General features: G+C 63.6%; 31 protein-coding genes. 19 read left to right on the top strand and 12 right to left on the bottom strand.

Annotated features, from left to right (window positions below; all coding sequences use genetic code 11):
• Nucleotides 1–14 precede the first annotated feature (14 nt).
• From A7D27_RS01990 to A7D27_RS01980, 3 genes are read left to right on the top strand one after another with little or no spacing between them, the layout of a single operon-like run.
• A complete protein-coding gene (locus A7D27_RS01990; RefSeq protein WP_069563941.1) occupies nt 15–452 on the top strand; it encodes a tetratricopeptide repeat protein in 438 nt (145 codons plus the stop codon).
• 16 nt (nt 453–468) lie between these two features.
• Entirely contained in the window at nt 469–1,080 is a 612-nt protein-coding gene (locus tag A7D27_RS01985) for a superoxide dismutase (protein WP_069563940.1), read from the top strand.
• A complete protein-coding gene (locus A7D27_RS01980; protein ID WP_139131085.1) occupies nt 1,080–2,012 on the top strand; it encodes a ZIP family metal transporter in 933 nt (310 codons plus the stop codon). Before A7D27_RS01985 ends, A7D27_RS01980 begins: the two co-directional genes overlap by 1 nt.
• A gap of 10 nt (nt 2,013–2,022) precedes the next feature.
• Here the strand turns inward: A7D27_RS01980 and A7D27_RS01975 are convergent, their stop codons facing one another.
• From A7D27_RS01975 to A7D27_RS01930, 10 genes are all read right to left on the bottom strand, one after another.
• A complete protein-coding gene (locus A7D27_RS01975; protein ID WP_069560076.1) occupies nt 2,023–2,295 on the bottom strand; it encodes an HPr family phosphocarrier protein in 273 nt (90 codons plus the stop codon).
• Between the two features lie 15 nt (nt 2,296–2,310).
• Entirely contained in the window at nt 2,311–3,168 is an 858-nt protein-coding gene (gene rapZ, locus A7D27_RS01970) for an RNase adapter RapZ (protein ID WP_069563939.1), read from the bottom strand.
• 8 nt (nt 3,169–3,176) lie between these two features.
• A complete protein-coding gene (ptsN, locus tag A7D27_RS01965; RefSeq protein WP_069560078.1) occupies nt 3,177–3,641 on the bottom strand; it encodes a PTS IIA-like nitrogen regulatory protein PtsN in 465 nt (154 codons plus the stop codon).
• Between the two features lie 15 nt (nt 3,642–3,656).
• The gene (gene hpf, locus A7D27_RS01960) at nt 3,657–3,965 is read right to left on the bottom strand and encodes a ribosome hibernation-promoting factor, HPF/YfiA family (protein WP_069560079.1); all 309 of its coding nucleotides are present in this window, start codon (nt 3,963–3,965) and stop codon (nt 3,657–3,659) included.
• An 81-nt stretch (nt 3,966–4,046) separates the two neighbouring features.
• Nucleotides 4,047–5,546, bottom strand: a complete 1,500-nt coding sequence (locus A7D27_RS01955; protein WP_069563938.1) for an RNA polymerase factor sigma-54 — start codon at nt 5,544–5,546, stop codon at nt 4,047–4,049.
• Nucleotides 5,547–5,689: 143 nt separating this feature from the next.
• Nucleotides 5,690–6,415, bottom strand: a complete 726-nt coding sequence (gene lptB, locus A7D27_RS01950) for an LPS export ABC transporter ATP-binding protein (RefSeq protein ID WP_069560081.1) — start codon at nt 6,413–6,415, stop codon at nt 5,690–5,692.
• Nucleotides 6,415–6,951, bottom strand: a complete 537-nt coding sequence (gene lptA / locus A7D27_RS01945; protein WP_069560082.1) for a lipopolysaccharide transport periplasmic protein LptA — start codon at nt 6,949–6,951, stop codon at nt 6,415–6,417. The genes lptB and lptA overlap by 1 nt, the downstream gene beginning before the upstream one ends.
• Nucleotides 6,938–7,510 (bottom strand): LPS export ABC transporter periplasmic protein LptC, encoded by a 573-nt coding sequence (gene lptC / locus A7D27_RS01940; RefSeq protein WP_069560083.1) that lies wholly within the window; start codon nt 7,508–7,510, stop codon nt 6,938–6,940. Before lptC ends, lptA begins: the two co-directional genes overlap by 14 nt.
• Before the next feature lie 7 nt (nt 7,511–7,517).
• Nucleotides 7,518–8,042, bottom strand: coding sequence for an HAD family hydrolase (locus A7D27_RS01935; RefSeq protein ID WP_069560084.1), 525 nt, complete (start codon nt 8,040–8,042; stop codon nt 7,518–7,520).
• Complete coding sequence (locus A7D27_RS01930) at nt 8,042–9,016, bottom strand: KpsF/GutQ family sugar-phosphate isomerase (RefSeq protein WP_069560085.1); 975 nt, start codon at nt 9,014–9,016, stop codon at nt 8,042–8,044. Before A7D27_RS01930 ends, A7D27_RS01935 begins: the two co-directional genes overlap by 1 nt.
• 242 nt (nt 9,017–9,258) lie before the next feature.
• Here A7D27_RS01930 and A7D27_RS01925 point away from each other — a divergent pair, with 242 nt between their 5' ends.
• The 10 genes from A7D27_RS01925 (at nt 9,259) to hisC (ending at nt 17,100) form a co-directional block, all read left to right on the top strand.
• Nucleotides 9,259–10,068 (top strand): ATP-binding cassette domain-containing protein, encoded by an 810-nt coding sequence (locus tag A7D27_RS01925; RefSeq protein ID WP_069563937.1) that lies wholly within the window; start codon nt 9,259–9,261, stop codon nt 10,066–10,068.
• Nucleotides 10,068–10,865 carry a lipid asymmetry maintenance ABC transporter permease subunit MlaE gene (mlaE, locus tag A7D27_RS01920; protein ID WP_069563936.1) on the top strand — a complete coding sequence of 266 codons (798 nt, stop codon included), beginning with the start codon at nt 10,068–10,070 and terminating at the stop codon, nt 10,863–10,865. Before A7D27_RS01925 ends, mlaE begins: the two co-directional genes overlap by 1 nt.
• Nucleotides 10,865–11,332, top strand: a complete 468-nt coding sequence (mlaD, locus tag A7D27_RS01915; RefSeq protein ID WP_069560088.1) for an outer membrane lipid asymmetry maintenance protein MlaD — start codon at nt 10,865–10,867, stop codon at nt 11,330–11,332. Before mlaE ends, mlaD begins: the two co-directional genes overlap by 1 nt.
• 11 nt (nt 11,333–11,343) lie before the next feature.
• Nucleotides 11,344–11,991, top strand: a complete 648-nt coding sequence (locus tag A7D27_RS01910) for a phospholipid-binding protein MlaC (RefSeq protein ID WP_069563935.1) — start codon at nt 11,344–11,346, stop codon at nt 11,989–11,991.
• The gene (locus A7D27_RS01905; protein WP_069563934.1) at nt 11,984–12,292 is read left to right on the top strand and encodes a lipid asymmetry maintenance protein MlaB; all 309 of its coding nucleotides are present in this window, start codon (nt 11,984–11,986) and stop codon (nt 12,290–12,292) included. Before A7D27_RS01910 ends, A7D27_RS01905 begins: the two co-directional genes overlap by 8 nt.
• A 106-nt stretch (nt 12,293–12,398) precedes the next feature.
• Nucleotides 12,399–12,638, top strand: coding sequence for a BolA family protein (locus tag A7D27_RS01900; protein WP_044409669.1), 240 nt, complete (start codon nt 12,399–12,401; stop codon nt 12,636–12,638).
• A 22-nt stretch (nt 12,639–12,660) separates the two neighbouring features.
• Complete coding sequence (gene murA / locus A7D27_RS01895) at nt 12,661–13,926, top strand: UDP-N-acetylglucosamine 1-carboxyvinyltransferase (protein WP_069560091.1); 1,266 nt, start codon at nt 12,661–12,663, stop codon at nt 13,924–13,926.
• 12 nt (nt 13,927–13,938) lie between these two features.
• A complete protein-coding gene (gene hisG / locus A7D27_RS01890) occupies nt 13,939–14,574 on the top strand; it encodes an ATP phosphoribosyltransferase (RefSeq protein WP_069560092.1) in 636 nt (211 codons plus the stop codon).
• A 157-nt stretch (nt 14,575–14,731) separates the two neighbouring features.
• Nucleotides 14,732–16,045 (top strand): histidinol dehydrogenase, encoded by a 1,314-nt coding sequence (hisD, locus tag A7D27_RS01885; protein WP_069560093.1) that lies wholly within the window; start codon nt 14,732–14,734, stop codon nt 16,043–16,045.
• A 2-nt stretch (nt 16,046–16,047) separates the two neighbouring features.
• The gene (gene hisC / locus A7D27_RS01880) at nt 16,048–17,100 is read left to right on the top strand and encodes a histidinol-phosphate transaminase (RefSeq protein ID WP_069563933.1); all 1,053 of its coding nucleotides are present in this window, start codon (nt 16,048–16,050) and stop codon (nt 17,098–17,100) included.
• A 65-nt stretch (nt 17,101–17,165) separates the two neighbouring features.
• Here the strand turns inward: hisC and algW are convergent, their stop codons facing one another.
• Nucleotides 17,166–18,323, bottom strand: coding sequence for a Do family serine endopeptidase AlgW (gene algW / locus A7D27_RS01875; RefSeq protein ID WP_069560095.1), 1,158 nt, complete (start codon nt 18,321–18,323; stop codon nt 17,166–17,168).
• Between the two features lie 114 nt (nt 18,324–18,437).
• Between algW and A7D27_RS01870 the strand changes: the two genes are divergently transcribed.
• From A7D27_RS01870 to cysN, 3 genes are all read left to right on the top strand, one after another.
• Nucleotides 18,438–19,196: a Nif3-like dinuclear metal center hexameric protein gene (locus tag A7D27_RS01870; RefSeq protein WP_069560096.1), complete on the top strand. Its 759-nt coding sequence runs from the start codon at nt 18,438–18,440 to the stop codon at nt 19,194–19,196.
• A 146-nt stretch (nt 19,197–19,342) separates the two neighbouring features.
• Complete coding sequence (gene cysD / locus A7D27_RS01865; protein ID WP_069563932.1) at nt 19,343–20,260, top strand: sulfate adenylyltransferase subunit CysD; 918 nt, start codon at nt 19,343–19,345, stop codon at nt 20,258–20,260.
• Nucleotides 20,261–20,272: 12 nt separating this feature from the next.
• Complete coding sequence (gene cysN / locus A7D27_RS01860; protein WP_069563931.1) at nt 20,273–22,165, top strand: sulfate adenylyltransferase subunit CysN; 1,893 nt, start codon at nt 20,273–20,275, stop codon at nt 22,163–22,165.
• A gap of 118 nt (nt 22,166–22,283) precedes the next feature.
• Here the strand turns inward: cysN and A7D27_RS01855 are convergent, their stop codons facing one another.
• Nucleotides 22,284–22,724, bottom strand: a complete 441-nt coding sequence (locus A7D27_RS01855) for a YhcB family protein (protein ID WP_069560099.1) — start codon at nt 22,722–22,724, stop codon at nt 22,284–22,286.
• Between the two features lie 128 nt (nt 22,725–22,852).
• On the opposite strand from A7D27_RS01855, the gene A7D27_RS01850 reads away from it, so the two are divergent.
• From A7D27_RS01850 to zapE, 3 genes are all read left to right on the top strand, one after another.
• On the top strand, nt 22,853–23,482 hold the full coding sequence (locus A7D27_RS01850; protein ID WP_069560100.1) for an alpha/beta hydrolase: 630 nt from the start codon (nt 22,853–22,855) through the stop codon (nt 23,480–23,482).
• Nucleotides 23,483–23,511: 29 nt separating this feature from the next.
• Nucleotides 23,512–24,858: a tryptophan--tRNA ligase gene (locus tag A7D27_RS01845; RefSeq protein ID WP_069563930.1), complete on the top strand. Its 1,347-nt coding sequence runs from the start codon at nt 23,512–23,514 to the stop codon at nt 24,856–24,858.
• A 93-nt stretch (nt 24,859–24,951) separates the two neighbouring features.
• On the top strand, nt 24,952–26,046 hold the full coding sequence (zapE, locus tag A7D27_RS01840; protein ID WP_069563929.1) for a cell division protein ZapE: 1,095 nt from the start codon (nt 24,952–24,954) through the stop codon (nt 26,044–26,046).
• The last annotated feature ends 53 nt before the right edge of the window (nt 26,047–26,099 follow it).

Raw genomic sequence — 26,099 nt, 5'->3', positions numbered from 1 at the left:
CCTGGAGGTGTCGCATGGAATATTGGAAACGCATCATCACGGCGGGCAACCGCTATTTCCAAGAAGGGGACTGGATCGAGGCGCGCGAGCTTTACCTGCGCGCGCTCGCTCAGGCGCAGATGTTGCTGGAGCGCTGGCCGGAGCCGGCCGAGGCGGTATCGGCACTGGTGGTTTCGTACCACAACCTGGGCGATCTGCACCTGATGCTGGAGCAGCCGGAAGAAACCGCAGAGTACCTCTGTGCCTGCCACGAGCGGCTGCTGCAACTGGTGTATGACGCGCGCCAGCCGCAGGACCTGCGGGAGATGGCGCAGCGCCACAGTGGGCGGACCTACGCCACGCTGATGCACTTCATCCAGGAGCACGGTACCTACCCGCGCACCGATCGTTTGCTGGATGGCGGCACCCCCGTCGCCCGTCGGGCACCCGCCATGAGCCGCCATTACCACTGAGAGAGGAACATCCTCCATGCCTTACGTCTTGCCTGCCTTGCCCTATGCCTACGACTCTCTGGAGCCGCACATCGATGCGGCCACCATGGAAATTCACCACAGCAAGCACCACCAGGCCTACGTGAACAACCTGAACGCGGCGCTGGAGGGCAACTCGCTCGGGCATCTGCCGGTGGAGCAGGTGCTGCGTCGCATCGATGAGCTGCCCGAGGCCTTGCGCGTGGCGGTGATCAACAACGGGGGCGGGCATGCGAACCACAGCCTGTTCTGGACCGTGATGTCGCCGTCAGGTGGCGGTGAGCCCGGTGGAACCCTGCGCACGGCCATCGAAGTGGAGCTGGGCAGTTTCGCCGCCTTCAAGGAGGCTTTTACGCAGGCAGCGCTGAGGCGCTTCGGCAGTGGCTGGGCATGGTTGTCGGTAACGCCCGAACGAGGTCTGGTGGTGGAGAGTACCGGTAACCAGGACAGTCCGCTTATGCATGGCAACACGCCGGTGCTGGGGCTGGACGTGTGGGAGCACGCCTATTACCTGCGCTATCAGAACCGCCGACCGGAATACATCGGGGCGTTCTACAACGTGGTGGATTGGGTCGAGGTTGAGCGGCGCTATCGAGAGGCGCTTGCCTGATGGCTGCGCCCTTGCGTGTACCGTTCCTGGCCCGTCGACGGCGGCTGGTGGGGTCGGGCCTGCCCAGCGGCTTGTCGCTTCGGCAGGTGTTGGGTATCGCCCTGGTGTTGATCGGGGCGCTGCTGCTGGGGTGGCGGGCGCTGTTGGCTACCGAGCGGGTGCTGGAGCCGCACCTTTGGCATGCGCTGATGGCTGGGAGCCTCTGTGCCTTGGGCACGGCCGTTGGCGCCCTGCCGGTACTGTGCCTGGGCAGTCTGTCGGCTCGAGCGTCCAATGCCCTGCTTGGTTTCGGGGCCGGTGTGATGCTGGCAGCGACGGTGTTTTCGCTGCTGATGCCAGGACTGGAGGCGGCGGGGCAACTGGGGTTTTCCCGGTGGTCGGCTGGGTTTCTGGTCAGCATTGGCTTGCTATTGGGGGCCAGCGCGCTGTTCGGCCTGGGGCGCTTGCTGCCGGATCACGCGTTACCCGTCGATGCTGGGGCTGGCGTTCGCCTGGCCCCCCGGGTGGTGCTATTCGTGATTGCCATCGTGGTGCACAACATTCCGGAAGGCATGGCGGTGGGGGTGGCGGCTGGAGCGGGTTTGGCCGGTGCTGACAGCCTGGCACTGGGCATTGCCCTGCAGGATCTGCCGGAGGGGCTGATCATTTCCCTGGTACTGGCGGGTGCTGGGATGTCCCGAGGGAAGGCGCTGTTGATTGGCGCTGCATCCGGGTTAGTGGAGCCACTGTTTTCGCTCTTGTGTGCGTGGCTGGTGCAGGTCTCGACCTTGCTGCTGCCGTGGGGCCTGGCCCTGGCTGCGGGTGCAATGCTTTTCGCAGTAACCCACGAGATCATTCCTGAGTGCCATAGGCGAGGACATCCGGTGGCCGGTAGCCTGGGCCTGGCGTTCGGCTTCTGCCTGATGATGGTGCTGGATACGGCGCTGGTGTAGCGAGGGGGGGCTATTCGCCTTCGTCAAACTTGTTGTTGATCAACTCGATCAGGGCGTTGAGGGCTTCGTCCCCCTGGTCCCCTTCGGTGTGCAGGTGAATGGGGGTGCCTTTGCCCGCGGCCAGCATCATCACGGCCATGATGCTCTTGCCGTCCACCAAGCTTTCCGGGGAGCGTCCGACGCGGACCTGGCACGGGAAGCGGCCTGCAACGCCAACGAACTTCGCCGCAGCGCGTGCGTGCAGGCCGAGCTTGTTGCAGATGGTGATTTCACAGGCTGGCATCGCGTGGGGTCCTTATCAGGTGAGGTCGCGGTGGCGAACCTGAACGTTCTTGAGAAGCGGCTTGAGGGTGCGTCCAATGCGCTCGGCGAGGTACACGGAGCGGTGGTGACCGCCGGTGCAGCCGATGGCGATGGTGACGTAGGCACGGTTGCTGGCGGCGAACCGGGGCAGCCATTTGTTCAGGTAGCCGAAGATGTCCTGATACATCTCCTCGACATCGGGCTGGGCGGCCAGGTAGTCGGCGACCACGCTGTCGAGCCCGGAATAGTCCCGTAGGTCGGGCTTCCAGTAGGGATTGGGCAGGCAGCGCACGTCGAAAACCAAATCGGCGTCCACCGGCATGCCGCGCTTGAAACCGAAGGACTCCACCAGGAAGGCGGTGCCGGGCTCGGGCTTGTTGAGCAGGCGCAGCTTGATGGTGTCACGCAGTTGATAGAGGTTCAGGTGTGTGGTGTCGATCTTGAGGTCGGCGAGGTCGGCGATCGGTGCGAGCAGCTTGCTCTCGTCGTGGATGGCCTCGGCCAGGGAGCGATCCTCGGTGGTCAGCGGGTGGCGCCGGCGGGTCTCGGAGAAGCGTTTGAGCAGCGTCTCCTCGTCCGCATCCAGGTACAGCAGGTCGCAGAGGATGTGCTTGGCGCGGGCCTCGGCGAGCAGCTCCGGGAAACGCTGGAGCTGGCTCGGCAGATTGCGGGCGTCGATGGAAACCGCGACCTGCGGGTGAAGCAGTTCGGTGTGCAGCAGTGCACGCTCGGCGAGTTCGGGAAGGAGTCCGGCGGGGAGGTTGTCGATGCAGTAGAAGCCGTTGTCCTCAAGAACGTCGAGGGCTGTGCTCTTGCCGGACCCGGAACGACCACTGACGATGACCAGGCGCATCCCGGTGCCTACTGTGCGTTCTGCACGTCGACGACCACCTGGTACAGATCCTCGCTGTCTCGCGCGTGACGCAGGCGATCCCGAACGTCGCTGCGGTCGAGCATGCTGGCGATCTGGCGCAGCAGCTCAAGGTGTTCATCGGTCGCCGCTTCGGGTACCAGCAGTACGAAGAGCAGGTCCACAGGGGCGCCATCGATGGCGTCGAAATCTACAGGCGCATCCAGGCGCAGCACCGCACTCACCGGTGCTGCGCAGCCCTGAAGGCGACAGTGGGGAATGGCGATGCCGTTGCCGAAGCCGGTCGAGCCGAGTTTTTCTCGGGCCACGAGGCTTTCGAAGATGTCTTGCGAGTCGAGATCCACCAGGTCGCGTGCGACGAGGTTGGCGATCTGTTCCAGCACGCGTTTCTTGCTGCCACCCGGCACGTTCACGAGTGAACGGCCGGGGGTCAGTATTTGCTCAAGTCGGATCATAGGGGAGGGGGTAGGTCAGCGGACGGCCGCGCCCTGCTGGCGGTTGAGCTGCTTTTCCTTGTGCTTGATCAGTTGACGGTCGAGTTTGTCGGTCAGCAGGTCGATGGCGGCGTACATGTCTTCATGCTCGGCGTTGGCGACGACCTCACCACCTGCGATGTGCAGGGTGGCCTCGATCTTCTGCTTCAGCTTTTCGACCTGCATGATCACTTGCACGTTGGTTATCTTGTCGAAGTGGCGCTCCAGGCGTTCGAACTTTTCGATCACGTAGTCGCGCAGGGCGTCGGTCACATCCAGTTGATGTCCACTGATGTTGACTTGCATACCGCTTTCTCCTTATTGCCCGTGTGTAAGAGACAGGCTAACGGGCCTGCCACCGGAACACTTTGGCGTGGATCAATCCGCTCACATCAGTCGCTTGCGTTCGCTGGAAGGCGCGATGCCAAGAGATTCCCTGTACTTGGCGACTGTGCGGCGGGCCACTTGGATACCCTGTGCTTCCAGTAAACCAGCGATCTTGCTGTCGCTCAACGGCTTTTTGGCATTTTCGGCGGCCACCAGTTTCTTGATGATCGCGCGGATCGCGGTGGACGAGCATTCGCCACCTTCGGAGGTGCTGACGTGGCTGGAGAAGAAGTATTTCAGCTCGTAAATGCCACGAGGGGTATGCATGAATTTCTGTGTGGTGACGCGGGAAATCGTGGACTCGTGCATCCCGACTGCTTCGGCGATGTCGTGCAGGACCAGAGGCTTCATGGCCTCATCACCGTACTCGAGGAAGCCACGCTGATGTTCGACGATCTGGGTGGCCACCTTCATGAGGGTTTCGTTGCGGCTCTGCAGGCTCTTGATAAACCAACGTGCCTCTTGCAACTGGTTGCGCATGAACGTGTTGTCCGCGCTGGAGTCGGCACGACGGACGAATCCCGCGTAGTGCGGATTGACGCGCAGACGAGGCACGGCCTCCTGGTTCAATTCGACTAGCCAACGGTCGTTGTGCTTGCGAACGATGACGTCGGGAACGACGTATTCGGGTTCGCTGGCCTCAATCTGCGAGCCTGGGCGTGGATTGAGGGCCTGAATCAGCTCGATGACCTGGCGAAGCTCGTCTTCCTTCAGCTTCATGCGGCGCATCAGCTGGCTGTAGTCGCGGCTACCGAGCAGGTCCAGGTAATCGCCGACGAGGCGCTGTGCTTCGCCCAGCCAGGGCGTCGCGGTCGGCAGTTGGCGAAGCTGCAGCAGCAGGCATTCGCGCAGGTCACGCGCGCCGATACCGGACGGCTCGAACTGCTGGATTCGATTGAGAACGACCTTGACCTCATCCACCTCGATGCCCAGTTCAGGGTCGAAGGACTCGGTGATCTCCTCGAGCGTTTCCTCAAGGTAGCCGTCGTTGTTGATGCAGTCGATGATGGTGACGCCGATCAGCCGGTCTGTGTCAGACATAGGGGCGAGGTTCAATTGCCACAGCAGATGGCTCTGCAGGCTTTCCCCGGCGGAGGTGCGTGAGGTGAAGTCCCACTCGTCATCATCTGAGCTGGGCAGGCTGCTGGCGCTGGTCTGGTAAACGTCTTCCCAGGCGGTATCGACGGGAAGTTCGCTGGGGATACGCTCGTGCCATTCGCCCTCGTCGATGCCCTCGTTGTCGTTGCTGGGCACGGTGGTTTCCTGGAAGCTGGCTTCCTGACCACCGGAGTTGGGCTGCTGCTCGCTTTCCGCCATGGGGTCGGAGTTGTCGAAGTCTTCCCCTTCCTCCTGGCGTTCGAGCATGGGGTTGGACTCCAGCGCTTCCTGGATCTCCTGCTGGAGGTCCAGGGTGGAGAGTTGGAGTAGGCGGATGGCCTGTTGCAGCTGCGGGGTCATCGTCAGCTGCTGGCCCATCTTCAGGACAAGCGATGGTTTCATGGCAGAGGGCTTTGCACCTTATTCGCCGGCGCGTGTGCGCCATCCACTACAGGACGCCGAGGCGCCACCAGGAAGCAAATTATATGCCTGACCTTGAATGATTTTTCCAGCAGGCGCAACGCCCTTCTGGGCTGCAGCGCGCCTCAGAGACGGAATTCGTGCCCCAGGTAGACTTCCTTGACCAGCTGGTTGGCCAGGATTTCCTCAGCGGTGCCTTCGGCGATCAGTTGGCCATCGTTGACGATGTAGGCCGTCTCACAGATGTCCAAGGTTTCGCGAACGTTGTGGTCGGTGATGAGTACGCCGATGCCCTTGTTCTTGAGGTGATGAATGATCTGCTTGATATCGCCCACGGAGATGGGGTCGACGCCAGCGAAGGGCTCGTCCAGCAGGATGAACTTCGGCGCGGTGGCCAGTGCACGGGCGATCTCGACGCGACGACGCTCGCCACCGGAGAGGCTCATGCCGAGGCTGTCGCGAATGTGGCTGATGTGGAACTCCTGCAGCAGGCTTTCCAGCTCGCGGTTTCGCCCTGCGCGGTCCAGGTCTTTGCGGGTTTCCAGGATCGCCATGATGTTGTCCGCCACGCTCAGCTTGCGGAAGATTGAGGCTTCCTGCGGCAGATAGCCGATTCCGGCGCGCGCCCGGCCGTGCATGGGTTGGTGGGTGACATCCTGCTGGTCGATCAGGACACGGCCCTGATCAGCCTTGACCAGGCCTACGATCATGTAGAAGCAGGTGGTCTTGCCTGCACCGTTGGGGCCGAGCAGGCCGACGATCTGGCCGCTTTCGATGGACAGGCTGACGTCACGGACCACCTGGCGGCTCTTGTAGCTTTTGGCCAGGTGCTGGGCTTTGAGGATCGCCATTACTGTGCTTGTCCCGCTTGCTTCTTGGGCTGGATGACCATGTCGATGCGCGGGCGTGGCGTGCCGACGTTGGTGCCGGTGGCACGACCTGCGTTGACGATCTGGCGGCGGGTGTCGTAGACGATCTTCTCGCCTTCGAAGGTATTGCCTTCCTGGATCACCTTCGCCTGGTCGATCAGTACGATGCGCTCGTTGGCGGCGAAGTACTGGATGGTGCGCCCGTAAGCCTTGACGATCTGCTTGTCCGGGGCCGGCTTCTGCTCGTAGTAGGCCGGCTTGCCCACTGAGGTGAACACATCCAGCTCGCCCTGGGCGTTCTGGGTGATGGTCACGGTATCACCGGTGATCTTCAGGGTGCCCTGGGTGATGACCACGTCACCGCGGTAGACCGCAACGCCCTGCTTGTCGTCGAGCTCGGCGCTGTCCGCCTGGACGCGGATAGGCTGGTCGCGATCGCTGGGCAGCGCCCAGGCACTGGCACTTCCGAGTGCGGCGCCCAGGCTGAGCAGTAGGGGGAGGGTTTTAACGAACCTCATGCTGGCCTCTTACGTTGGACAGCAGGAGCATCCTGCCGTCATTCAAGTACGCTTTCATTCCTTGTGCCGTGGTGACCCCGTTGGCGGCGTCGATTTTAACGGCTTGCTCGGTCTGCGCATATTCCTGATCCGGGAACACGGTCAGCCGGCTGGTGGTCAGGACGGTCGGTCGCCCCTTGGGGTCGGTGCGGGCCACGCGGACCTGTTCGATCAATTCCACCTGCTTGCCTTCCGGGCCCACCTCTCCACGTTCGCTCTGAACATGCCAAGGGTAGTCGGTGCCTCGGTAAAGCTGCAGGTCCGGTCTGGTCAGCATCGTCACATCGTTTGCCTTGATGTGTTCGAGTTTGTCTGCCCTCATTTCATAGTGGCGCTTGCCATCTTCCTGAAACTGCACGCTGGTTGCGTTGATGACGTAGAAGTCGATGGTGTTCTCGTCCCCGGCTGGCTGGGCCTGGCGGTCCATGAAGCTCTCGGGGCGGATGTTCCAGTAGCCCAGCGCGATCAGCAGGGCGGCGAGCGGCGCAAGGATCAGGGCGAGGCGAACGTTCTTGTGCATGGGGGACCTACAGGTAGGCGGATTGCGCGGCATCCAGGGTGTCCTGGGCGCGCATGATCAGTTCGCAGAATTCCCGTGCGGCACCTTCACCGCCCTTGGCAGCGGTAACCCCATGGGCATGCTGGCGCACGAAGGCGTCGGCGCTGGCAACGGCCATGCCCAGGCCTACGCGGCGGATCACGGGCAGATCCGGCAGATCGTCACCCAGATAGGCAACCTGGTTGTAGTCCAGGCCCAGTTCGCCCAGCAACTCGTCGAGGACGACCAGCTTGTCCTCGCGGCCCTGGTAGAGATGCTGGATGCCGAGGTTGCGCGCGCGGCGCTCCACCACCGGGGTGCTGCGTCCGGAGATGATGGCTGTGCGTACGCCGGAGTTGATCAGCATCTTGATGCCGTGGCCGTCCAGGGTATTGAAGGTCTTGAACTCGCTGCCATCTGCCAGGAAGTAGAGCTTGCCATCGGTGAGCACGCCATCCACGTCGAAGACCGCGAGGCGGATCGCTTGGGCGCGCTGGTGCAGGTGTTCGCTCATCAGATCACTCCGGCGCGGGTCAGGTCGTGGATATGCAGGGCGCCGATGGGGGTGTCGTTGTCGTCCACCACCACCAGCACGTTGATCTTGTGGTCTTCCATGATCTTCAAGGCCTCGGCCGCCAGCATTTCACCGCGTGCGGTCTTGCCGTGCACGGTCATCACCTCGTCGATGCTCGCCTGGTGCACATCGACGCCCTTGTCGAGGGTCCGGCGCAGGTCGCCGTCGGTGAAGATGCCGGCGAGACGGCCGTCATTCTCCAGTACGATGGTCATGCCGAGCCCCTTGCGGGTCATTTCCAGCAGGGCGTCGCGCAACGAAGTACCGCGGGCGACCCGGGGTAGCGCTTCGCCACTGTGCATGACGTTTTCCACTTTTAGCAGCAGGCGGCGGCCCAGCGCGCCACCCGGGTGCGAGAAGGCGAAGTCTTCGGCGGAGAAGCCGCGTGCCTCCATCAAGGCAATGGCCAGGGCATCGCCAAGCACCAGTGCTGTTGTGGTGGAGGAGGTAGGGGCCAGGTTGAGCGAGCAGGCTTCCTTGTCTACCCTCGCATCCAGGCGTGCCTCGGCTGCTTTCGCGAGGGCGGACTCCGGGTTGCCGGTCATGCTGATGAGCGGAATACCCAGACGCTTGATCAGCGGCAGCAGTGTGATGATTTCCGCCGTCGAGCCGGAGTTGGAGAGGGCCAGTACCACGTCGTCGCGAGTGATCATGCCCATGTCGCCGTGGCTGGCTTCTGCCGGGTGGACGAAGAAGGAAGGCGTACCGGTGCTGGCCAGGGTCGCAGCGATCTTGCGGCCGACATGGCCGGATTTGCCCATGCCGACAACAACGACGCGCCCCTTGCAGGCAAGGGCGAGTTCGCAGGCTTTGATGAAATCACTGTCGATTCGCTGGAGAAGGGCGTCGATGGCGTCGCGTTCCAGTCGAATGGTGCGTTGCGCGGATTGGATCAGGTCGCTGGACTGGCTCATGTCTTGAGTGCAGTGGCCGAGGAAAAGGCGCGGATTATACCGGTAAAGCACGAATCGCTCACGCTTCATCGTCGTCAATGATGCGTCGAACCTGTCACGCTCCTGAACGAAGCTGTCTGCGGCCTTGGGCGGCCCAGGGCGCAATGCTATGATCCGCCGCCTGTTCGGCCACCTCGCCGGGCCGTGTCTCGTTCTCGGGAGACGACGTCCATTCAGGGATGGCCGCATCGCAAGGAGTACAGATGAGCGCCGATAACGCTTATGCCGTGGAGCTGAAGGGCCTGACCTTCAAGCGCGGCGAGCGCAGCATTTTTCGCGACGTTGACATACGCATACCCCGTGGCAAGGTCACCGGGATCATGGGGCCGTCCGGCTGCGGCAAGACCACCCTCCTTCGCCTGATCGCTGCTCAACTGAAGCCGGCGTCGGGAGAAGTCTGGGTCAATGGTCAGAACCTGCCCTCGCTTTCCCGTTCCGAGCTCTTCGACATGCGCAAGCAGTTCGGTGTGCTGTTCCAGAGTGGCGCATTGTTCACCGATCTGGATGTGTTTGAGAACGTCGCCTTCCCGTTGCGTGTTCATACCCAGCTTCCTGAGGAGATGATCCGCGACATCGTGCTGATGAAACTTCAGGCCGTCGGGCTGCGTGGTGCCATCGACCTGATGCCTGACGAACTCTCCGGCGGGATGAAGCGGCGTGTGGCGCTGGCCCGGGCCATAGCCCTGGACCCGCAGATCCTCATGTACGACGAGCCCTTCGTCGGCCAGGACCCGATTGCCATGGGCGTCTTGGTGCGCCTGATCCGCCTGTTGAACGACGCACTGGGCATCACCAGCATCGTCGTTTCTCACGACCTGGCTGAGACCGCGAGCATCGCCGACTACATCTATGTGGTGGGCGATGCGCAGGTGCTGGGCCAGGGCACTCCGGCTGAGTTGATGGACTCGGACAATCCCCGGATTCGCCAGTTCATGAAGGGCATCCCTGACGGGCCGGTGCCGTTCCACTTCCCGGCGCCCGATTACCGTAACGACTTGCTGGGAGAGCATTGATGCGCAAGAAGTCCCCGCTCGAGCGCATCCGCCTGCTCGGGCGCGCCGGCCTTGACGTGGTGGAGGCGCTCGGCCGTTCCACCCTGTTCCTGCTGCGGGCCATGTTCGGCCGCACCGGGACTGGCTCCGGTTTCCAGTTATTGGTCAAGCAGCTCTATTTCGTCGGCGTGCTGTCGCTGCCGATCATCGTCGTCTCCGGCGTCTTCATCGGCATGGTGCTGGCATTGCAGGGCTACAACATCCTTGTCGGCTACGGGTCCGAGCAGGCTGTCGGACAGATGGTCGCCCTGACCCTGTTGCGCGAGCTCGGCCCGGTTGTCACGGCGCTGCTGTTCGCTGGGCGTGCGGGCTCCGCGCTGACCGCAGAGATCGGCAACATGAAATCCACCGAGCAGCTCTCCAGCCTTGAAATGATCGGTGTCGACCCGCTCAAGTACATCATTGCGCCCCGCCTGTGGGCCGGCTTCATCTCGATGCCGGTGCTCGCGCTGATCTTCAATGTGGTCGGCATCTGGGGGGGCGCAATGGTGGCCATCAACTGGCTCGGTGTCTACGACGGTTCGTTCTGGTCGAACATGCAGAACAGCGTTGAATTCACCGAAGATGTTCTCAATGGCGTGCTGAAAAGCCTGGCCTTCGCTTTCGTCGCCACCTGGATCGCCGTGTTCCAGGGTTACGACTGCGAGCCCACCTCCGAGGGGATCAGCCGCGCAACGACTAAAACCGTGGTCTATGCCTCGTTGGCCGTGCTGGGGCTCGACTTCATCCTGACCGCCCTGATGTTTGGAGATTTCTGATGCAAATCCGCACCCTGGAAATTGGTGTCGGCCTGTTCCTCCTGGCCGGGTTGCTTGCCCTGCTGCTGCTGGCCCTGCGTGTTAGCGGGCTGTCCGTAGGCAGTGCTGGCGAGACATACAAGGTTTATGCACATTTCGACAACATCGCCGGTCTGACTGTCAGAGCGAAGGTGACCATGGCCGGTGTAACCATCGGCCGGGTCACGGCCATCGACCTGGACCGTGACAGCTACACAGGTCGCGTCACCATGGAGCTGGAGAAGAAGGTCGACAACCTGCCGACCGACTCCACTGCCTCCATCCTGACCGCCGGCCTGCTGGGCGAGAAGTACATCGGGATCAGCGTTGGCGGCGACGATCGGCTGTTGAAGGATGGCAGCACCATCCGCGATACCCAGTCCGCGCTGGTGCTGGAAGACCTGATCGGCAAGTTCCTGCTCAATACGGTCAACAAGGACACCAAGTGAGGACCTTCGAAATGATCAAAGCCCTGCGAAAAGGCCTGTTGCTGCTGATGGCCGCATTGCCCCTGCTGGCCAATGCGGCGCCGAGCGCCCGCGATGTGGTGCAGCAGACCACCGACAAGCTGCTCAACGACCTCAAGGCCAACAAGGCCCAGTACCGCAGCAACCCAAGTGCTTTCTACGATGCGCTGAACGGCATCCTCGGTCCGGTTGTAGATGCCGACGGCATTTCCCGCAGCATCATGACCGTCAAATACTCGCGCCAGGCCACCCCGGAGCAGATGACCCGCTTCGAGGAGAACTTCAAGCGCAGCCTGATCCAGTTCTACGGCAATGCACTGCTGGAGTACGACAACCAGGATATCCGCGTCCTGCCCGCCAAGCAGGAAGACCCCGAGCGCACCAGCGTCGGCATGGAAGTGAAGGACAGCAAGGGCACCGTCTACCCCGTCTCCTACACCATGGTGAACATCGAGGGTCAATGGATGTTGCGTAACGTGATCATCAACGGCATCAACATCGGCAAGCTGTTCCGTGATCAGTTCGCCGACGCCATGCAGAAGAACGGCAACGACCTCAACAAGACCATCGATGGCTGGGCCGAGATCGTGGCGAAGGCCAAGCAGTCCGAGGAAGGCCAGAAGGCTGCCGGTCATGAGTGAGGCGTCTCTGGTAGCTGGGAACGGCGGGGAGCTCAAGCTCCTTGGCGTCCTTGACTACAGCAGCGGCCCCACCTTGCGTGAAACCGGTGCCAGGCTGATCCGCGAGCAGGCCGCCGCCGCCCTGGTGATCGACTGCTCCGGCGTGGTGAAATCCAGCAGCGTCGGGCTTTCCCTGCTGCTGGCCTTCATGCGTGATGCCCGCAAGGCCGGCAAGACCCTCAGCATCCGCGCGCTGCCCGAGGACATGCGGCAGATTGCCGGTGTATCCGGGCTCGACGCGTTGCTGCCCCTCGAGCACTGATGCCCGAAAGCCCTCCGTCAGGCCCCGCATGAGCGGGGTTCGCAGGCGGGGGGCTTTTTTGTATCATTGCCGACCCGCGCGCACAGGGCGCCGATAGAGGTTGAGCATGCAGGCCGTAGAAGTGAAAAGCCTCCTGGAGGCGAAGTTGCCCGGTACCCAGGTCGAAGTGGAAGGTGAAGGTTGCAACTTCCAGCTGAACCTGATCAGCGACGAACTGGCCGCTCTCAGCCCGGTCAAGCGCCAGCAGCAGGTCTATTCGCACCTGAATCCCTGGATCGCCGACGGCAGCATCCACGCCGTCACCATGAAATTCTTCAGCCGCGCCGGCTGGGCCGAGCGTTCCTGACCCCCCGGCGACGAGACTCCCAATGGACAAACTGATTATCACCGGCGGCCAACGCCTTGATGGCGAAATCCGCGTTTCCGGCGCCAAGAACTCGGCTCTGCCGATCCTGGCTGCCACGCTGCTGGCCGATACCCCGGTCACCGTCTGCAACCTGCCGCACTTGCACGACATCACCACCATGATCGAGCTGTTCGGTCGCATGGGCGTGCAGCCGGTCATCGACGAGAAGCTCAGCGTTGAAGTGGACGCCAGCTCCATCAAGACTCTGGTCGCGCCCTATGAACTGGTGAAGACCATGCGCGCCTCGATCTTGGTGCTCGGCCCCATGGTCGCGCGCTTTGGCCAGGCCGAAGTGGCACTGCCCGGTGGCTGCGCCATCGGCTCCCGCCCGGTCGACCTGCATATTCGCGGCCTTGAGGCGATGGGGGCGCTGATCGACGTTGACGGCGGCTACATCAAGGCCCGTGCCCCTGCCGGTGGTTTGCGTGGTGCGCACTTCTTCTTCGATACCGTCAGCGTGACCGGTACCGAGAACATCATGATGGCCGCCACCCTGGCCAATGGCCGTACCGTGCTGGAAAACGCCGCCCGCGAACCGGAAGTGGTCGACCTGGCCAACTGCCTGATCGCCATGGGGGCTCAGATCCAGGGCGCCGGCACCGACACCATCATCATCGATGGCGTGAAGCGCCTTGGTGGTGCACGTTACAGCGTGATGCCCGACCGTATCGAGACCGGCACCTACCTGGTCGCCGCTGCCTCCACAGGCGGTCGCGTCAAGCTGAAGGATACCGATCCGACCATCCTCGAAGCCGTTCTGCTCAAGCTGGAAGAAGCGGGTGCTCACATCAGCACCGGCAACAACTGGATCGAGCTGGACATGAAGGGAAACCGCCCGAAAGCCGTCAACGTGCGTACCGCGCCGTATCCTGCATTCCCTACCGACATGCAGGCCCAGTTCATCTCCATGAACGCCGTGGCCGAAGGCACTGGTGCGGTCATCGAAACCGTGTTCGAGAACCGTTTCATGCACGTCTATGAGATGAACCGCATGGGCGCTCAGATCCTGGTCGAGGGTAACACCGCCATTGTCACTGGCGTGCCGAAGCTCAAGGGCGCCCCAGTGATGGCCACCGACCTGCGTGCATCCGCCAGCCTGGTGATTGCCGGTCTGGTAGCCGAGGGCGACACGCTGATCGACCGCATCTACCACATCGACCGTGGCTACGAATGCATCGAGGAAAAATTCCAGCTGCTCGGCGCCAAGATCCGCCGCGTGCCGGGCTAACAAGGGAACCCCATGCTCACCATCGCGCTGTCCAAGGGCCGTATTCTCGATGACACCCTGCCGCTGTTGGCAGAGGCCGGCATCGTGCCCACCGAGAATCCGGACAAGAGCCGCAAGCTCATCATCCCGACCACTCAGGATGACGTCCGCCTGCTGATCGTCCGTGCTACCGACGTGCCGACCTACGTCGAACACGGCGCAGCCGACCTTGGTGTGGCGGGCAAGGACGTGCTGATGGAGTACGGCGGGCAGGGGCTCTACGAGCCTCTCGACCTGATGATCGCCAACTGCAAGCTGATGACCGCCGGTGCGGTCGGCGCGCCGGAGCCAAAGGGGCGCCTGCGCGTAGCCACCAAGTTCGTCAACGTCGCCAAGCGTTACTACGCCGAGCAGGGTCGCCAGGTCGACGTGATAAAGCTCTACGGCTCCATGGAGCTGGCTCCGCTGGTCGGTCTGGCCGACAAGATCATCGACGTGGTGGACACCGGCAACACCCTGCGCGCCAACGGCCTGGAGCCCCAGGAACTCATCGCCACCGTGAGCTCCCGCCTGGTGGTCAACAAGGCCTCGATGAAGATGCAGCACGCACGCATCCAGGCCCTGATCGACACGCTGCGCGAAGCGGTCGAGAAGCGACACCGTCACTGATACCCGTTGCCCTCCAGGCCTGTTTCCCGCTCGGGAGAAGGCCTGGCGTGCAGCTCCGGCCCTATCCGTGTCATAGCGAATTTTCTCGGGTGCCCGCACGGTGGGCTTGGTAGTCTAGCGGCGCCCGAGTTAACGCCATTCTTACAAGAGGCTCGCTATGACTGCTCCCATTGCTATCCGTCGTCTCAATGCCGCTGATCCGGACTTCGGTCGACACCTGGATCATCTGCTGAGCTGGGAAAGCGTTTCCGACGAGGCGGTCAACCAGCGCGTCCTCGATATCATCCAGGCCGTGCGCGAGCGTGGCGATGCAGCCGTGGTCGAGTTCACCCAGCGCTTCGATGGCGTGCAGGCCACCACCATGGCGGAGCTGATCCTCCCTCGCGAGCGCCTGGAATTGGCCCTGACCCGCATCACCGCCGAACAGCGCCAGGCGCTGGAGAAAGCCGCCGAGCGGGTGCGCCTGTACCACGAGAAGCAGAAGCAGGACTCCTGGACCTACACCGAGGCCGACGGCACCGTGCTGGGGCAGCAGGTCACCCCGCTGGACCGTGCCGGCCTTTACGTACCGGGTGGCAAGGCCTCCTACCCGTCTTCCGTGCTGATGAATGCCATCCCGGCCAAGGTCGCCGGCGTGGCCGAAGTGGTGATGGTGGTGCCGACCCCCCGTGGCGAGATCAACGAGATCGTCCTCGCCGCCGCCTGTGTGGCCGGCGTCGACCGCGTCTTCACCATCGGTGGCGCCCAGGCCGTGGCCGCGCTGGCCTACGGCACCGAGAGCGTGCCGCGTGTGGACAAGATCGTCGGCCCCGGCAACATCTACGTGGCCACCGCCAAGCGCCACGTCTTCGGCCAGGTGGGCATTGACATGATCGCCGGCCCGTCGGAGATCTTGGTGGTCTGCGACGGTGACACCGACCCGGACTGGATCGCCATGGACCTGTTCTCTCAGGCCGAGCACGACGAGGATGCCCAGGCCATCCTGGTCAGCCCTGATGCCGCGTTTCTCGACAAGGTGGCTGCCAGCATCGACAGGCTGCTGCCGACCATGGAGCGTGCCGAGATAATTCGCACCTCCCTGAGCAACCGCGGAGCGCTGATCCAGGTCGTCGACCCGGCCCAGGCCTGCGTGGTAGCCAACCGCATCGCCCCGGAACACCTGGAGCTCTCGGTGGCCGAGCCCGAGGCCTGGCTGCCGCACATCCGCCACGCCGGCGCCATCTTCATGGGCCGCTACACCGCCGAGGCCCTGGGCGACTACTGCGCCGGCCCGAACCACGTGCTGCCGACGTCCGGCACCGCGCGTTTTTCCTCTCCGCTGGGCGTGTATGACTTCCAGAAACGTTCGTCGATCATCTACTGCTCCGCTGATGGCGCGTCCGAGCTGGGCAAGACGGCGTCCGTACTGGCCCGTGGCGAGTCGCTGACCGCCCACGCCCGCAGTGCCGAATACCGGATCAAGGGGGAATAAGCATGAGCAAGTTCTGGAGTCCCTTCGTCAAGGAACTGGTGCCCTACGTACCGGGTGAACAGCCGAAGATCGCCAACCTGGTGAAGCTGAACACCAACGAGAATCCCTATGGCCCTTCGCCGAAGGCCATCGCCGCGATGCAGGCAGAGCTGGGCGATAGCCTGCGCCTCTACCCGGACCCGAACAGCGAACGCCTCAAGCAATCCGTTGCCGACCACTACGGTGTGACCACGGCCCAGGTGTTCGTCGGCAACGGCTCGGACGAGGTGCTGGCGCACATCTTCCACGGCCTGTTCCAGCACGGCCGCCCGCTGCTGTTCCCCGACGTGACCTACAGCTTCTACCCGGTCTACTGCGGCCTCTATGGCATCCCCTTCGAGGCGGTGCCGCTGGACGAACAGTTCCAGATCCGTGTGGAGGACTACGCACGCCCCAACGGCGGCATCATCTTCCCCAACCCGAATGCGCCCACTGGCTGCCTGCTGACCCTGGGCGCCGTGGAGGCCCTGCTGGACGGCAGCCCGGACTCGGTGGTGGTGGTCGACGAGGCTTACATCGACTTCGGTGGAGAGAGCGCCATCGCCTTGGTCGATCGCTATGCGAATCTGCTGGTGACCCAGACCCTGTCCAAGTCCCGCTCCCTGGCCGGCTTGCGTGTGGGTCTTGCGGTGGGGCACCCGGACCTGATCGAGGCCCTCGAGCGAATCAAGAACAGCTTCAACTCCTACCCGCTGGATCGCATGGCCATTGCCGGTGCGGCGGCGGCCTTCGATGATCGCGCCTGGTTCGATGAAACCCGCCAGCGCGTCATCCACAGCCGCGAGCAACTGGTGGCGGCGCTTGAGGCCCGTGGTTTCGACGTACTGCCGTCGGCGGCGAACTTCGTCTTCGCCCGGCACCCGGACAAGGATGCCGCTGGTATCGCCGCGGGGCTGCGGGAGAAGGGCGTTATCGTGCGTCACTTCAAGCAGGCGCGCATCGCCCAGTTCCTGCGCATCACCATCGGCACGCCGGAGCAGAACCAGGCGCTGCTGGATGCCCTGGACGTGGGTTGATCGCGAGTCAGTAACGAAAAAGCCGAGGCATGTTCCTCGGCTTTTTCATCGGTGGTCGATACCGCTTACTCGTTTCCGACTGGCGCCGTCTGCTGGGGTGGGCGTAGCCCCACTGCTGCCACCAGCTCCAGCAGCTTGCCGTTGCGCAACACCTGGATGCTGACCTTCTCGCCAGGCTTGGTGCGCGCCACCTGATTCATCGAACGTCGTCCATCACCTGCTGGCTCACCGTCGATGGCGAGGATGATGTCCCCCGGTAGCAGGTTGGCGCGCTGGGCTGGGCTGTCGCGGTAGATGCCGGCGACCACGATGCCGGGGCGGCCGGTGAGGCCGAAGGACTCCGCCAGTTCTGGCGTCAGCGGCTGCACCTCGATGCCCAGCCAGCCACGGATCACCTGGCCGTGCTCGATGATGGCTCTCATTACCTCCAGGGCCAGTTTGGTGGGGATGGCAAAACCAATGCCCTGGGAGCCGCCGGTGCGGGAGAAGATCGCGGTGTTGATGCCCACCAGGTTGCCGGCGGCATCCACCAGCGCGCCCCCGGAGTTACCTGGGTTGATGGCAGCATCGGTCTGGATGAAATCCTCGTAGGTGTTCAAGCCCAACTGGTTGCGACCAGTGGCGCTGATGATGCCCATGGTCACCGTCTGGCCGACTCCGAACGGATTGCCGATGGCCAGGGCGACATCGCCGATGCGGATGGCGTCGGAACGCCCGAGGGTGATGGCCGGCAGGTTGTCGAGGTCGATCTTGAGAACCGCCAGGTCCGTTTCCGGGTCGCTGCCTACCAGGCGAGCCAGAGTTTCGCGACCGTCCTTGAGGGCGACGACGATCTGCTCGGCACCGGCGGTGACGTGGTTGTTGGTCAGCAGGTAGCCCTCAGGGCTCATGATCACCGCCGAGCCCAGGCTGGACTCCATGCGGCGCTGGCGGGGCAGGTTGTCACCGAAGAAGCGGCGGAACTGCGGGTCGTCGAACAGAGGGTGCGCCGGCTTGCTCACCACTTTGGTGGTGTAGAGGTTGACCACCGCAGGTGATGCGCTGTCCACCGCCTCGGCGTAGGACTGGGGGCCGGGTCGCGACACGCTGTAGCGGGGTGCTTCCTGAAGGTGGACTTCCTGGCGGGGCAGGCCCACCAGTTCGGGGTACTGCTGGATGATCAACAGGGCGACCAGTACGCCGACAAGCAGGGGCCAGCCGAAGAAACGCAGGGCCTTGGACATCGAGTGGAATCCTGAGGGTTGCGAGGGGGGAGAGGCCCCCTTTAAGGTGGCGGCCATTATACGGGGCGGCGACGAAGAAAATAGCCGCGCGAAACAGCTTGTGAGGAGAGGCGGATGGCTATCGCACTGACCACCCTGGTGGAAGAAGCGGATCGTTACCTGAGCGCGGCGCGCATCAGCGACTACTGCCCCAACGGACTGCAGGTGGAGGGGCGCCCCCAGGTGCGGCGCATCGTCAGCGGTGTTACGGCAAGCCAGGCCCTGCTGGATGCAGCGGTGGATGTTGAGGCGGACGTGGTGCTGGTTCACCACGGCTATTTCTGGAAGGGCGAGAACCCCTGCGTTACCGGCATCAAGCAGCGTCGATTGAAGACGCTGCTCACCCACGACATCAGCCTTCTGGCCTATCACCTGCCGCTCGATGTTCACCCCGAGGTGGGCAACAACGTGCAGTTGGCACGGCAGCTCGACGTCACCGTGGAGGGCCCGCTAGACCCGAACGATGCCAAGGTGGTCGGCCTGGTCGGCTCGTTGTCCGAGCCGATGGCGGCGCTGGACTTCGCCCGGCGCGTGCGCGACGTGCTCGGCCGCGAACCGCTGCTGGTGGAGGGATCGCGGGCGATCCAGCGCATCGGCTGGTGTACCGGCGGCGGCCAGGGCTACATCGACACGGCCATCGCGGCAGGCGTCGACCTCTATCTCACCGGTGAGGCATCCGAGCAGACCTTCCACAGCGCGCGGGAAAACGATGTCAGCTTCATCGCTGCCGGCCACCATGCCACCGAGCGCTATGGCGTGCAGGCACTGGGCGAATACCTGGCCCGGCGCTTCGCCATCGAGCACCTGTTCATCGACTGCACCAATCCGGTTTGAGGTGCTTTCAGCGCCCGTTTCCGTGGCTATATAACTAGATCGTTTCGTTCTAACAGGGCGCCTCAATATAAGAAGGTGCTGTGCTAGAGTGCGCGCTCGTCCACGGCCCGAAGGCCGTCGTATAAGACCGAAATCCGTGAGTAGCCATGCTCGATAAACTGACGCACCTGAAACAGCTGGAGGCGGAAAGTATCCACATCATTCGTGAGGTGGCCGCCGAATTCGACAACCCGGTGATGCTCTACTCCATCGGCAAGGACTCTGCCGTGATGCTCCACCTGGCACGCAAGGCCTTCTTCCCGGGCAAGCTGCCGTTCCCGGTGATGCATGTGGACACCCAGTGGAAGTTCCAGGAGATGTACCGGTTCCGCGACAAGATGGTCAGCGAACTGGGGCTCGAGCTGATTACCCACGTGAACCCCGAGGGCAAGGCCCAGGGCATCAACCCCTTCACACACGGCAGTGCCAAGCACACTGACATCATGAAGACCGAGGGCCTCAAGCAGGCGCTCGACAAGTACGGCTTCGATGCCGCCTTCGGTGGCGCCCGCCGTGACGAGGAGAAGTCCCGCGCCAAGGAGCGCGTGTACTCCTTCCGCGACAGCAAGCACCGTTGGGACCCGAAGAACCAGCGCCCCGAGCTGTGGAACGTCTACAACGGCAAGGTGAAGAAGGGCGAGTCGATCCGCGTGTTCCCGCTGTCCAACTGGACCGAGCTGGACATCTGGCAGTACATCTACCTTGAGCAGATCCCGATCGTCCCGCTGTACTTCGCCGCCGAGCGCGAAGTGATCGAGATGAACGGCGCACTGATCATGATCGACGACGAGCGCATCCTCGAGCACCTGACGCCCGAGCAGAAGGCCAGTATCCAGAAGAAGAGGGTGCGTTTCCGCACCCTGGGCTGCTACCCGCTCACCGGTGCGGTGGAGTCCACTGCCCAGTCGCTGCCGGAAATCATCCAGGAAATGCTCCTGACCCGTACCTCCGAACGCCAGGGCCGTGTCATCGACCATGACCAGGCCGGTTCGATGGAAGAGAAGAAACGTCAGGGCTACTTCTAAGGATTCCGCACCATGAGCCACCAATCCGATCTGATCAGCCAGGACATCTTCGCCTACCTGGCCCAGCACGAGCGCAAGGAACTGCTGCGCTTCCTCACCTGCGGCAACGTCGACGACGGCAAGAGCACCCTGATCGGGCGCCTGCTGCATGACTCCAAGATGATCTACGAGGACCACCTCGAAGCCATCACCCGTGACTCCAAGAAGGTCGGCACCACCGGTGACGACGTCGACCTCGCACTGCTGGTGGACGGCCTCCAGGCCGAGCGCGAGCAGGGCATCACCATCGACGTGGCCTACCGCTACTTCAGCACCGCCAAGCGCAAATTCATCATCGCCGACACCCCCGGTCACGAGCAGTACACCCGCAACATGGCCACCGGGGCCTCCACCTGCGACCTGGCGATCATCCTGGTGGATGCCCGCTACGGCGTGCAGACCCAGACCCGCCGCCACAGCTACATCGCGTCCCTGCTGGGCATCCGCCACATCGTCGTGGCGATCAACAAGATGGACCTCAAGGACTTCGACCAGGACGTGTTCGAGTCGATCAAGGCGGACTACCTGCAGTTCGCCGAGCGCATCGGCCTCAAGCCCAGCTCCCTGCACTTCGTGCCGATGTCGGCGCTGAAGGGCGACAACGTGGTCAACCGCAGCGAGCGTTCGCCCTGGTACACCGGCCAGCCGTTGATGGAGATCCTCGAGAGCGTCGAAATCAGTGGTGACCGCAACCTCGACGACATGCGCTTCCCCGTGCAGTACGTGAACCGCCCCAACCTGAACTTCCGTGGCTTCTCCGGCACCCTCGCCAGCGGCGTGGTGCACAAGGGCGACGAAGTGGTGGCGTTACCGTCGGGCAAGGGCAGCCGCGTCAAATCCATCGTCACCTTCGAAGGCGAGCTGGAGCAGGCCGGCCCGGGCCAGGCGATCACCCTGACCCTGGAAGACGAGATCGACGTATCCCGTGGCGACATGCTGGTGCATGCCGACAATCGCCCGCTGGTCAGCGATGCGTTCGACGCGATGCTGGTGTGGATGTCCGAGGAGCCGATGCTTCCGGGCAAGAAGTACGACATCAAGCGCGCCACCAGCTACGTGCCGGGCTCCATCCCCAGCATCACCCACAAGGTGGACGTGAACACCCTGGAGCAGGCCGCTGCCAGCAGCCTGCAACTGAACGAGATCGCCCGGGTCAAGGTCAGCCTCGACGCGCCCATCGCCCTCGATGGCTACGAGCAGAACCGCACCACCGGTGCGTTCATCGTCATCGACCGCCTTACCAACGGCACCGTCGGCGCCGGCATGATCATCGCCGAGCCTCAGTTCGGCGCGGGCCATCGTGATCCCCTTGGTCACGTCAGCAGCGAGGAGCGCGCCGCGCGCTTCGGCCAGCAGCCGGCCACCGTGCTGTTCACCGGCCTTTCCGGCGCAGGCAAGAGCACCCTGGCCTATGCCGTGGAGCGCAAGCTGTTCGATGCGGGGCGCGCCGTCTACGTGCTGGATGGCCAGAACCTGCGCCACGACCTGAACAAGGGGCTGCCGCAGGACCGTGCGGGCCGCACCGAGAATTGGCGCCGTGCCGCCCAGATGGCGCGTCAGTTCAACGAAGCCGGCCTGCTGACCCTGGCCGCCTTCGTCGCGCCGGATGCCGAAGGTCGCGAGCAGGCCAGGTCGCTCATCGGTCCCGAGCGGCTGATCACCGTCTACGTGCAGGCCTCGCCGCAGGCATGCCGTGAGCGTGATCCTCAGGGGCTCTACGCGGCCGGCCAGGACAACATCCCGGGCGAGTCCTTCCCCTACGACATTCCGCTGAATGCCGACCTGGTGGTCGACACCCAGAGCCTGTCGGTGGAGGAGGGGGCCAAGGCAGTCCTCGACCTGTTGCGCAGTCGCGGCCTGATCTAAGCGCCGCTCCACGAAAATGCCCCGCTCAGGCGGGGCATTTTCTTTGGAACTGGCGCTGAGCTGTGCCCCATGAAGAAGGCCCCGCATGTGCGGGGCCTTCTGTTTTCAGCACGTTGGATCAGTACTTGCCCTTGAGGCCGAAGCCCTCGTCCAGCGTACCCGGTGAGTCTGGGGCTTTCGGGGCGTAGTCCTTGGGCGCCTCGTTGCTGCGCGGCGGTGTCAGGCGCTCCCGGGTGCCGGGGGCGTCGTCGGCGTGCAGGGCAGCTAGCAGGCGCTGGCGGGTCAGCTCGTCGAGGGCGAGGCGGTTGGCGCCTTCGGACAGGTGTTCCTGTACCTCCTGATAGCTCTGGGTGAGTTTCTTGACCAGGCTGGCGGTGGTGTTGAAGTGGGTGACCACTTCGCTCTGGTAGGTGTCGAAGCGGGCCTGCAGGTCGTCCAGCTGGCGCTGGGTGCGATTGGGGGAGGTGCCCGGCAGCACGCGGGCCACCAAGAAACCGATGCCGATGCCGGCGAGCAGGGCGAGGGCCGGTAACAACCAGGCCGTGAGCGACTGTTCCACGAGTCCTTCCTCTATAAGCGGCTTTGCTTTACGTTAACGGCTCGAATCTGCGCTGTATACCGCGACGCAAGCCCTATGTGGTGCCTAACCAAGACGAGTCGACCCGGCCTGGGGTCACGGAGTTCCCGTTGTCCAATCGTGAAAATCCCATCCTGCTCCAGGGGCCTTGCGGGTCGCTGGAGGCACTTCACCTCGACCTGCCCGACGCCCGTGGGCTGGCGCTGATCTGCCACCCGAACCCCGTGCAGGGTGGGACCATGCTCAACAAGGTGGTCTCCACCCTCCAGCGCACCTCGCGTGATGCAGGCTACGCCACGTTGCGCTTCAACTACCGGGGCGTAGGTGCCAGCGCCGGCAGCCACGACATGAGCACCGGCGAGGTGGACGATGCCGAGGCGGCTGCCCGCTGGTTCATCGAGCAGCATCCCGGCCAGCCGTTGACGCTGCTGGGCTTCTCCTTCGGCGGTTTCGTGGCGGCGAGCCTGGCAGGGCGGCTGGAACGCGAGGGGGGCGAAGTACCCCGATTGGTGATGGTGGCCCCAGCGGTGATGCGCCTTGCCGATCCGGCCGAGCTGCCCGAGCGCGCGGCGCTGACGGTGATCCAGCCTGAGGCCGACGAGGTGGTTCCACCCCAGGCGGTGTATGACTGGTGCGCGAGCCTGACACGCCCCCATGAGTTGCTGAAAGTGGCAGAATGCGGCCACTTCTTCCACGGCAAGCTGACCGATCTTAAGGACCTGGTCCTGCCGCGTCTCTGATTCCGAACGAAGTCCGACAAGCGAAAACCATGACCACTCGTATCCTCACCGGTATCACCACCACCGGCACGCCCCACCTGGGCAACTACGCCGGTGCCATCCGTCCCGCCATCGTCGCCAGCCGTGCCGGCGATGTGGATTCGTTCTACTTCCTGGCCGACTACCATGCGCTGATCAAGTGCGACGACCCCGCGCGCATCCAGCGTTCCCGCCTGGAGATCGCCGCCACCTGGCTGGCCTGCGGGCTGGATACCGACAAGGCGACTTTCTACCGCCAGTCCGACATTCCCGAGATCCCCGAACTCACCTGGCTGCTCACCTGCGTCAGCGCCAAGGGCCTGCTGAACCGCGCCCATGCCTACAAGGCCTCGGTGGACAAGAACGTCGAGGCCGGCGAAGACCCGGACGCCGGCGTCACCATGGGCCTGTACAGCTACCCGGTGCTGATGGCGGCGGACATCCTCATGTTCAACGCCCACAAGGTGCCGGTCGGCCGCGACCAGATCCAGCACGTGGAGATGGCACGCGATATCGGCCAGCGCTTCAACCACTTGTTCGGTGCCGGTCGCGAGCTGTTCACTCTGCCCGAGGCGGTGATCGAGGAAGAAGTGGCGACGCTGCCCGGCCTCGATGGTCGCAAGATGTCCAAGAGCTACGACAACACCATCCCGCTGTTCGGCAGTGCCAAGCAGCTCAAGGATGCGATCGCCCGCATCGTCACCGACTCCCGCGCGCCGGGTGAGCCGAAGGACCCGGACAGCGCTCACCTGTTCACCCTCTACCAGGCCTTCGCCACGCCGGAGCAACTGGCCGCGTTCCGTGCCGAACTGCTTGATGGCCTGGCCTGGGGCGAGGCCAAGCAGCGCCTGTTCCAGTTGCTGGACAACGAGCTGGGCGAGGCCCGCGAGCGTTACCACGCACTGATCGAGCGCCCGGCGGATCTGGAGGACATCCTCCTGGCCGGTGCGGCCAAGGCTCGCAAGACCGCGACGCCCTTCCTCAACGAACTGCGCGAAGCGGTCGGCCTGCGTTCCTTCCGTAGCGCGGTGCAGGGCAATGAAGGCGGCAAGAAGAAGGCGACCAAGAGCGCGCGCTTCGTCAGCTTCCGCGAGGACGACGGCAGCTTCCGCTTCCGCCTGCTGGATGCCGCGGGCGAGCAACTGCTGCTCTCCAGCGCCTTTGCCGACGGCAAGGCAGCCGGCCAGGTGACCAAGCGCCTGCAGGCCGGCGAGGCCCTGGATATTCGCGTGGACGGCAATGCCTTCGCGGTGTGGCTGGACGGCGCGGCCGTGGCACAGAGCCCGGCCTTCGCCGACCTTCAGGCCTGCGAGCAGGCCATCGAGCGGCTGCGCGAGGCGCTTGCACCGCAAGACTGAATGCCCGGCGCAAGCCCGCATTCCGGCTGATTGCCAATCAACGGGGCCGTCGCTAAAGTGACGGCCCCGTTTTTCCTTGCCTTGCTATCGATCATGACCCCCCTCGAGCGCTATCAGGCCGACCTCAAGCGGCCGGACTTCTTCCACGACGCGGCGCAGGAAAATGCCGTGCGTCATCTGCAGCGGCTCTACGACGACCTGATCGCCGATGAGCGAGCCAAGCCCGGGCTGTTCGGCGGCCTGTTCGGCAAGAAACGCCAGGGACCGGTGAAGGGGCTCTACTTCTGGGGCGGGGTCGGCCGCGGCAAGACCTACTTGGTGGACACCTTCTTCGATGCGCTGCCCTTCAAGCAGAAGATGCGCACGCACTTCCACCGCTTCATGAAGCGCGTCCACGAGGAGATGAAGACCCTCAAGGGCGAGAAGAACCCGCTGACCATCATCGGCAAGCGCTTTGCCGACGAGGCCCGGGTCATCTGTTTCGATGAGTTCTTCGTCTCCGACATCACCGATGCGATGATCCTTGCCACGCTGCTGGAAGAGCTGTTCAAGAACGGCGTCTCGCTGGTGGCCACTTCCAACATCGTCCCGGACGGCCTCTACAAGGACGGCTTGCAGCGCGCGCGCTTCCTGCCGGCCATTGCGCTGCTCAAGGAGCACACCGAGATCGTCAACGTCGACAGCGGCGTGGACTATCGCCTGCGTGCCCTGGAGCAGGCCGAGCTCTACCACTGGCCGCTGGGCCCGGCCTCCGAGGCCAGCCTGAAGGCCAGCTTCAAGAGCCTGCTGCCCGACTGCACCCATGCCCAGGAAGGCGAGGTGCTGATGGTGGAGAACCGCGAGATCCGTGCCGTGCGTGTCTGCGAAGACGTCGCCTGGTTCGAGTTCCGCGAGCTGTGCGATGGCCCGCGCAGCCAGAACGACTACATCGAGCTGGGCAAGATCTTCCACGCGGTCATCCTGGCCAACGTCGAGCAGATGGGCGTGGCCAAGGACGACATGGCGCGTCGCTTCATCAACCTGGTGGACGAGTTCTACGACCGCAACGTGAAGCTGATCATCTCCGCCGAGGTGGAGCTGAAGGACCTCTACAGCGGTGGCCGCCTGAACTTCGAGTTCCAGCGCACCCTGAGCCGCCTGCTAGAGATGCAGTCCCACGAGTTCCTCTCTCGCCCGCACAAGCCTTGAGGCGTGCAGGCATGAAAAAGGGCAGGTCTCGGACCTGCCCTTTTTTCATTTCC

This window comes from Pseudomonas sp. 1D4, from assembly GCF_001728925.1.
Classification (GTDB): domain Bacteria; phylum Pseudomonadota; class Gammaproteobacteria; order Pseudomonadales; family Pseudomonadaceae; genus Metapseudomonas; species Metapseudomonas otitidis.
Note: the sequence above shows the minus strand (reverse complement) of the source record. Positions and strands in the feature narration are given on the sequence as shown.

Bases quoted from the DNA above. Each gene is read 5' to 3' on its own strand.
- hisD (WP_069560093.1), top strand. From the start codon at position 14,732: ATGACTGCTCCCATTGCTATCCGTCGTCTCAATGCCGCTGATCCGGAC.
- A7D27_RS01905 (WP_069563934.1), top strand. From the start codon at position 11,984: ATGAGTGAGGCGTCTCTGGTAGCTGGGAACGGCGGGGAGCTCAAGCTC.
- A7D27_RS01955 (WP_069563938.1), bottom strand. From the start codon at position 5,546: ATGAAACCATCGCTTGTCCTGAAGATGGGCCAGCAGCTGACGATGACC.
- A7D27_RS01900 (WP_044409669.1), top strand. From the start codon at position 12,399: ATGCAGGCCGTAGAAGTGAAAAGCCTCCTGGAGGCGAAGTTGCCCGGT.
- A7D27_RS01930 (WP_069560085.1), bottom strand. From the start codon at position 9,016: ATGAGCCAGTCCAGCGACCTGATCCAATCCGCGCAACGCACCATTCGA.
- rapZ (WP_069563939.1), bottom strand. From the start codon at position 3,168: ATGCGCCTGGTCATCGTCAGTGGTCGTTCCGGGTCCGGCAAGAGCACA.
- zapE (WP_069563929.1), top strand. From the start codon at position 24,952: ATGACCCCCCTCGAGCGCTATCAGGCCGACCTCAAGCGGCCGGACTTC.
- mlaD (WP_069560088.1), top strand. From the start codon at position 10,865: ATGCAAATCCGCACCCTGGAAATTGGTGTCGGCCTGTTCCTCCTGGCC.
- lptA (WP_069560082.1), bottom strand. From the start codon at position 6,951: ATGAGGTTCGTTAAAACCCTCCCCCTACTGCTCAGCCTGGGCGCCGCA.
- mlaE (WP_069563936.1), top strand. From the start codon at position 10,068: ATGCGCAAGAAGTCCCCGCTCGAGCGCATCCGCCTGCTCGGGCGCGCC.
- cysD (WP_069563932.1), top strand. From the start codon at position 19,343: ATGCTCGATAAACTGACGCACCTGAAACAGCTGGAGGCGGAAAGTATC.
- lptC (WP_069560083.1), bottom strand. From the start codon at position 7,510: ATGCACAAGAACGTTCGCCTCGCCCTGATCCTTGCGCCGCTCGCCGCC.
- hisC (WP_069563933.1), top strand. From the start codon at position 16,048: ATGAGCAAGTTCTGGAGTCCCTTCGTCAAGGAACTGGTGCCCTACGTA.
- A7D27_RS01845 (WP_069563930.1), top strand. From the start codon at position 23,512: ATGACCACTCGTATCCTCACCGGTATCACCACCACCGGCACGCCCCAC.
- A7D27_RS01990 (WP_069563941.1), top strand. From the start codon at position 15: ATGGAATATTGGAAACGCATCATCACGGCGGGCAACCGCTATTTCCAA.
- murA (WP_069560091.1), top strand. From the start codon at position 12,661: ATGGACAAACTGATTATCACCGGCGGCCAACGCCTTGATGGCGAAATC.
- algW (WP_069560095.1), bottom strand. From the start codon at position 18,323: ATGTCCAAGGCCCTGCGTTTCTTCGGCTGGCCCCTGCTTGTCGGCGTA.
- lptB (WP_069560081.1), bottom strand. From the start codon at position 6,415: ATGGCGATCCTCAAAGCCCAGCACCTGGCCAAAAGCTACAAGAGCCGC.
- hpf (WP_069560079.1), bottom strand. From the start codon at position 3,965: ATGCAAGTCAACATCAGTGGACATCAACTGGATGTGACCGACGCCCTG.
- A7D27_RS01975 (WP_069560076.1), bottom strand. From the start codon at position 2,295: ATGCCAGCCTGTGAAATCACCATCTGCAACAAGCTCGGCCTGCACGCA.
- A7D27_RS01985 (WP_069563940.1), top strand. From the start codon at position 469: ATGCCTTACGTCTTGCCTGCCTTGCCCTATGCCTACGACTCTCTGGAG.
- hisG (WP_069560092.1), top strand. From the start codon at position 13,939: ATGCTCACCATCGCGCTGTCCAAGGGCCGTATTCTCGATGACACCCTG.
- ptsN (WP_069560078.1), bottom strand. From the start codon at position 3,641: ATGATCCGACTTGAGCAAATACTGACCCCCGGCCGTTCACTCGTGAAC.
- A7D27_RS01935 (WP_069560084.1), bottom strand. From the start codon at position 8,042: ATGAGCGAACACCTGCACCAGCGCGCCCAAGCGATCCGCCTCGCGGTC.
- A7D27_RS01910 (WP_069563935.1), top strand. From the start codon at position 11,344: ATGATCAAAGCCCTGCGAAAAGGCCTGTTGCTGCTGATGGCCGCATTG.
- A7D27_RS01980 (WP_139131085.1), top strand. From the start codon at position 1,080: ATGGCTGCGCCCTTGCGTGTACCGTTCCTGGCCCGTCGACGGCGGCTG.
- A7D27_RS01925 (WP_069563937.1), top strand. From the start codon at position 9,259: ATGAGCGCCGATAACGCTTATGCCGTGGAGCTGAAGGGCCTGACCTTC.
- cysN (WP_069563931.1), top strand. From the start codon at position 20,273: ATGAGCCACCAATCCGATCTGATCAGCCAGGACATCTTCGCCTACCTG.
- A7D27_RS01870 (WP_069560096.1), top strand. From the start codon at position 18,438: ATGGCTATCGCACTGACCACCCTGGTGGAAGAAGCGGATCGTTACCTG.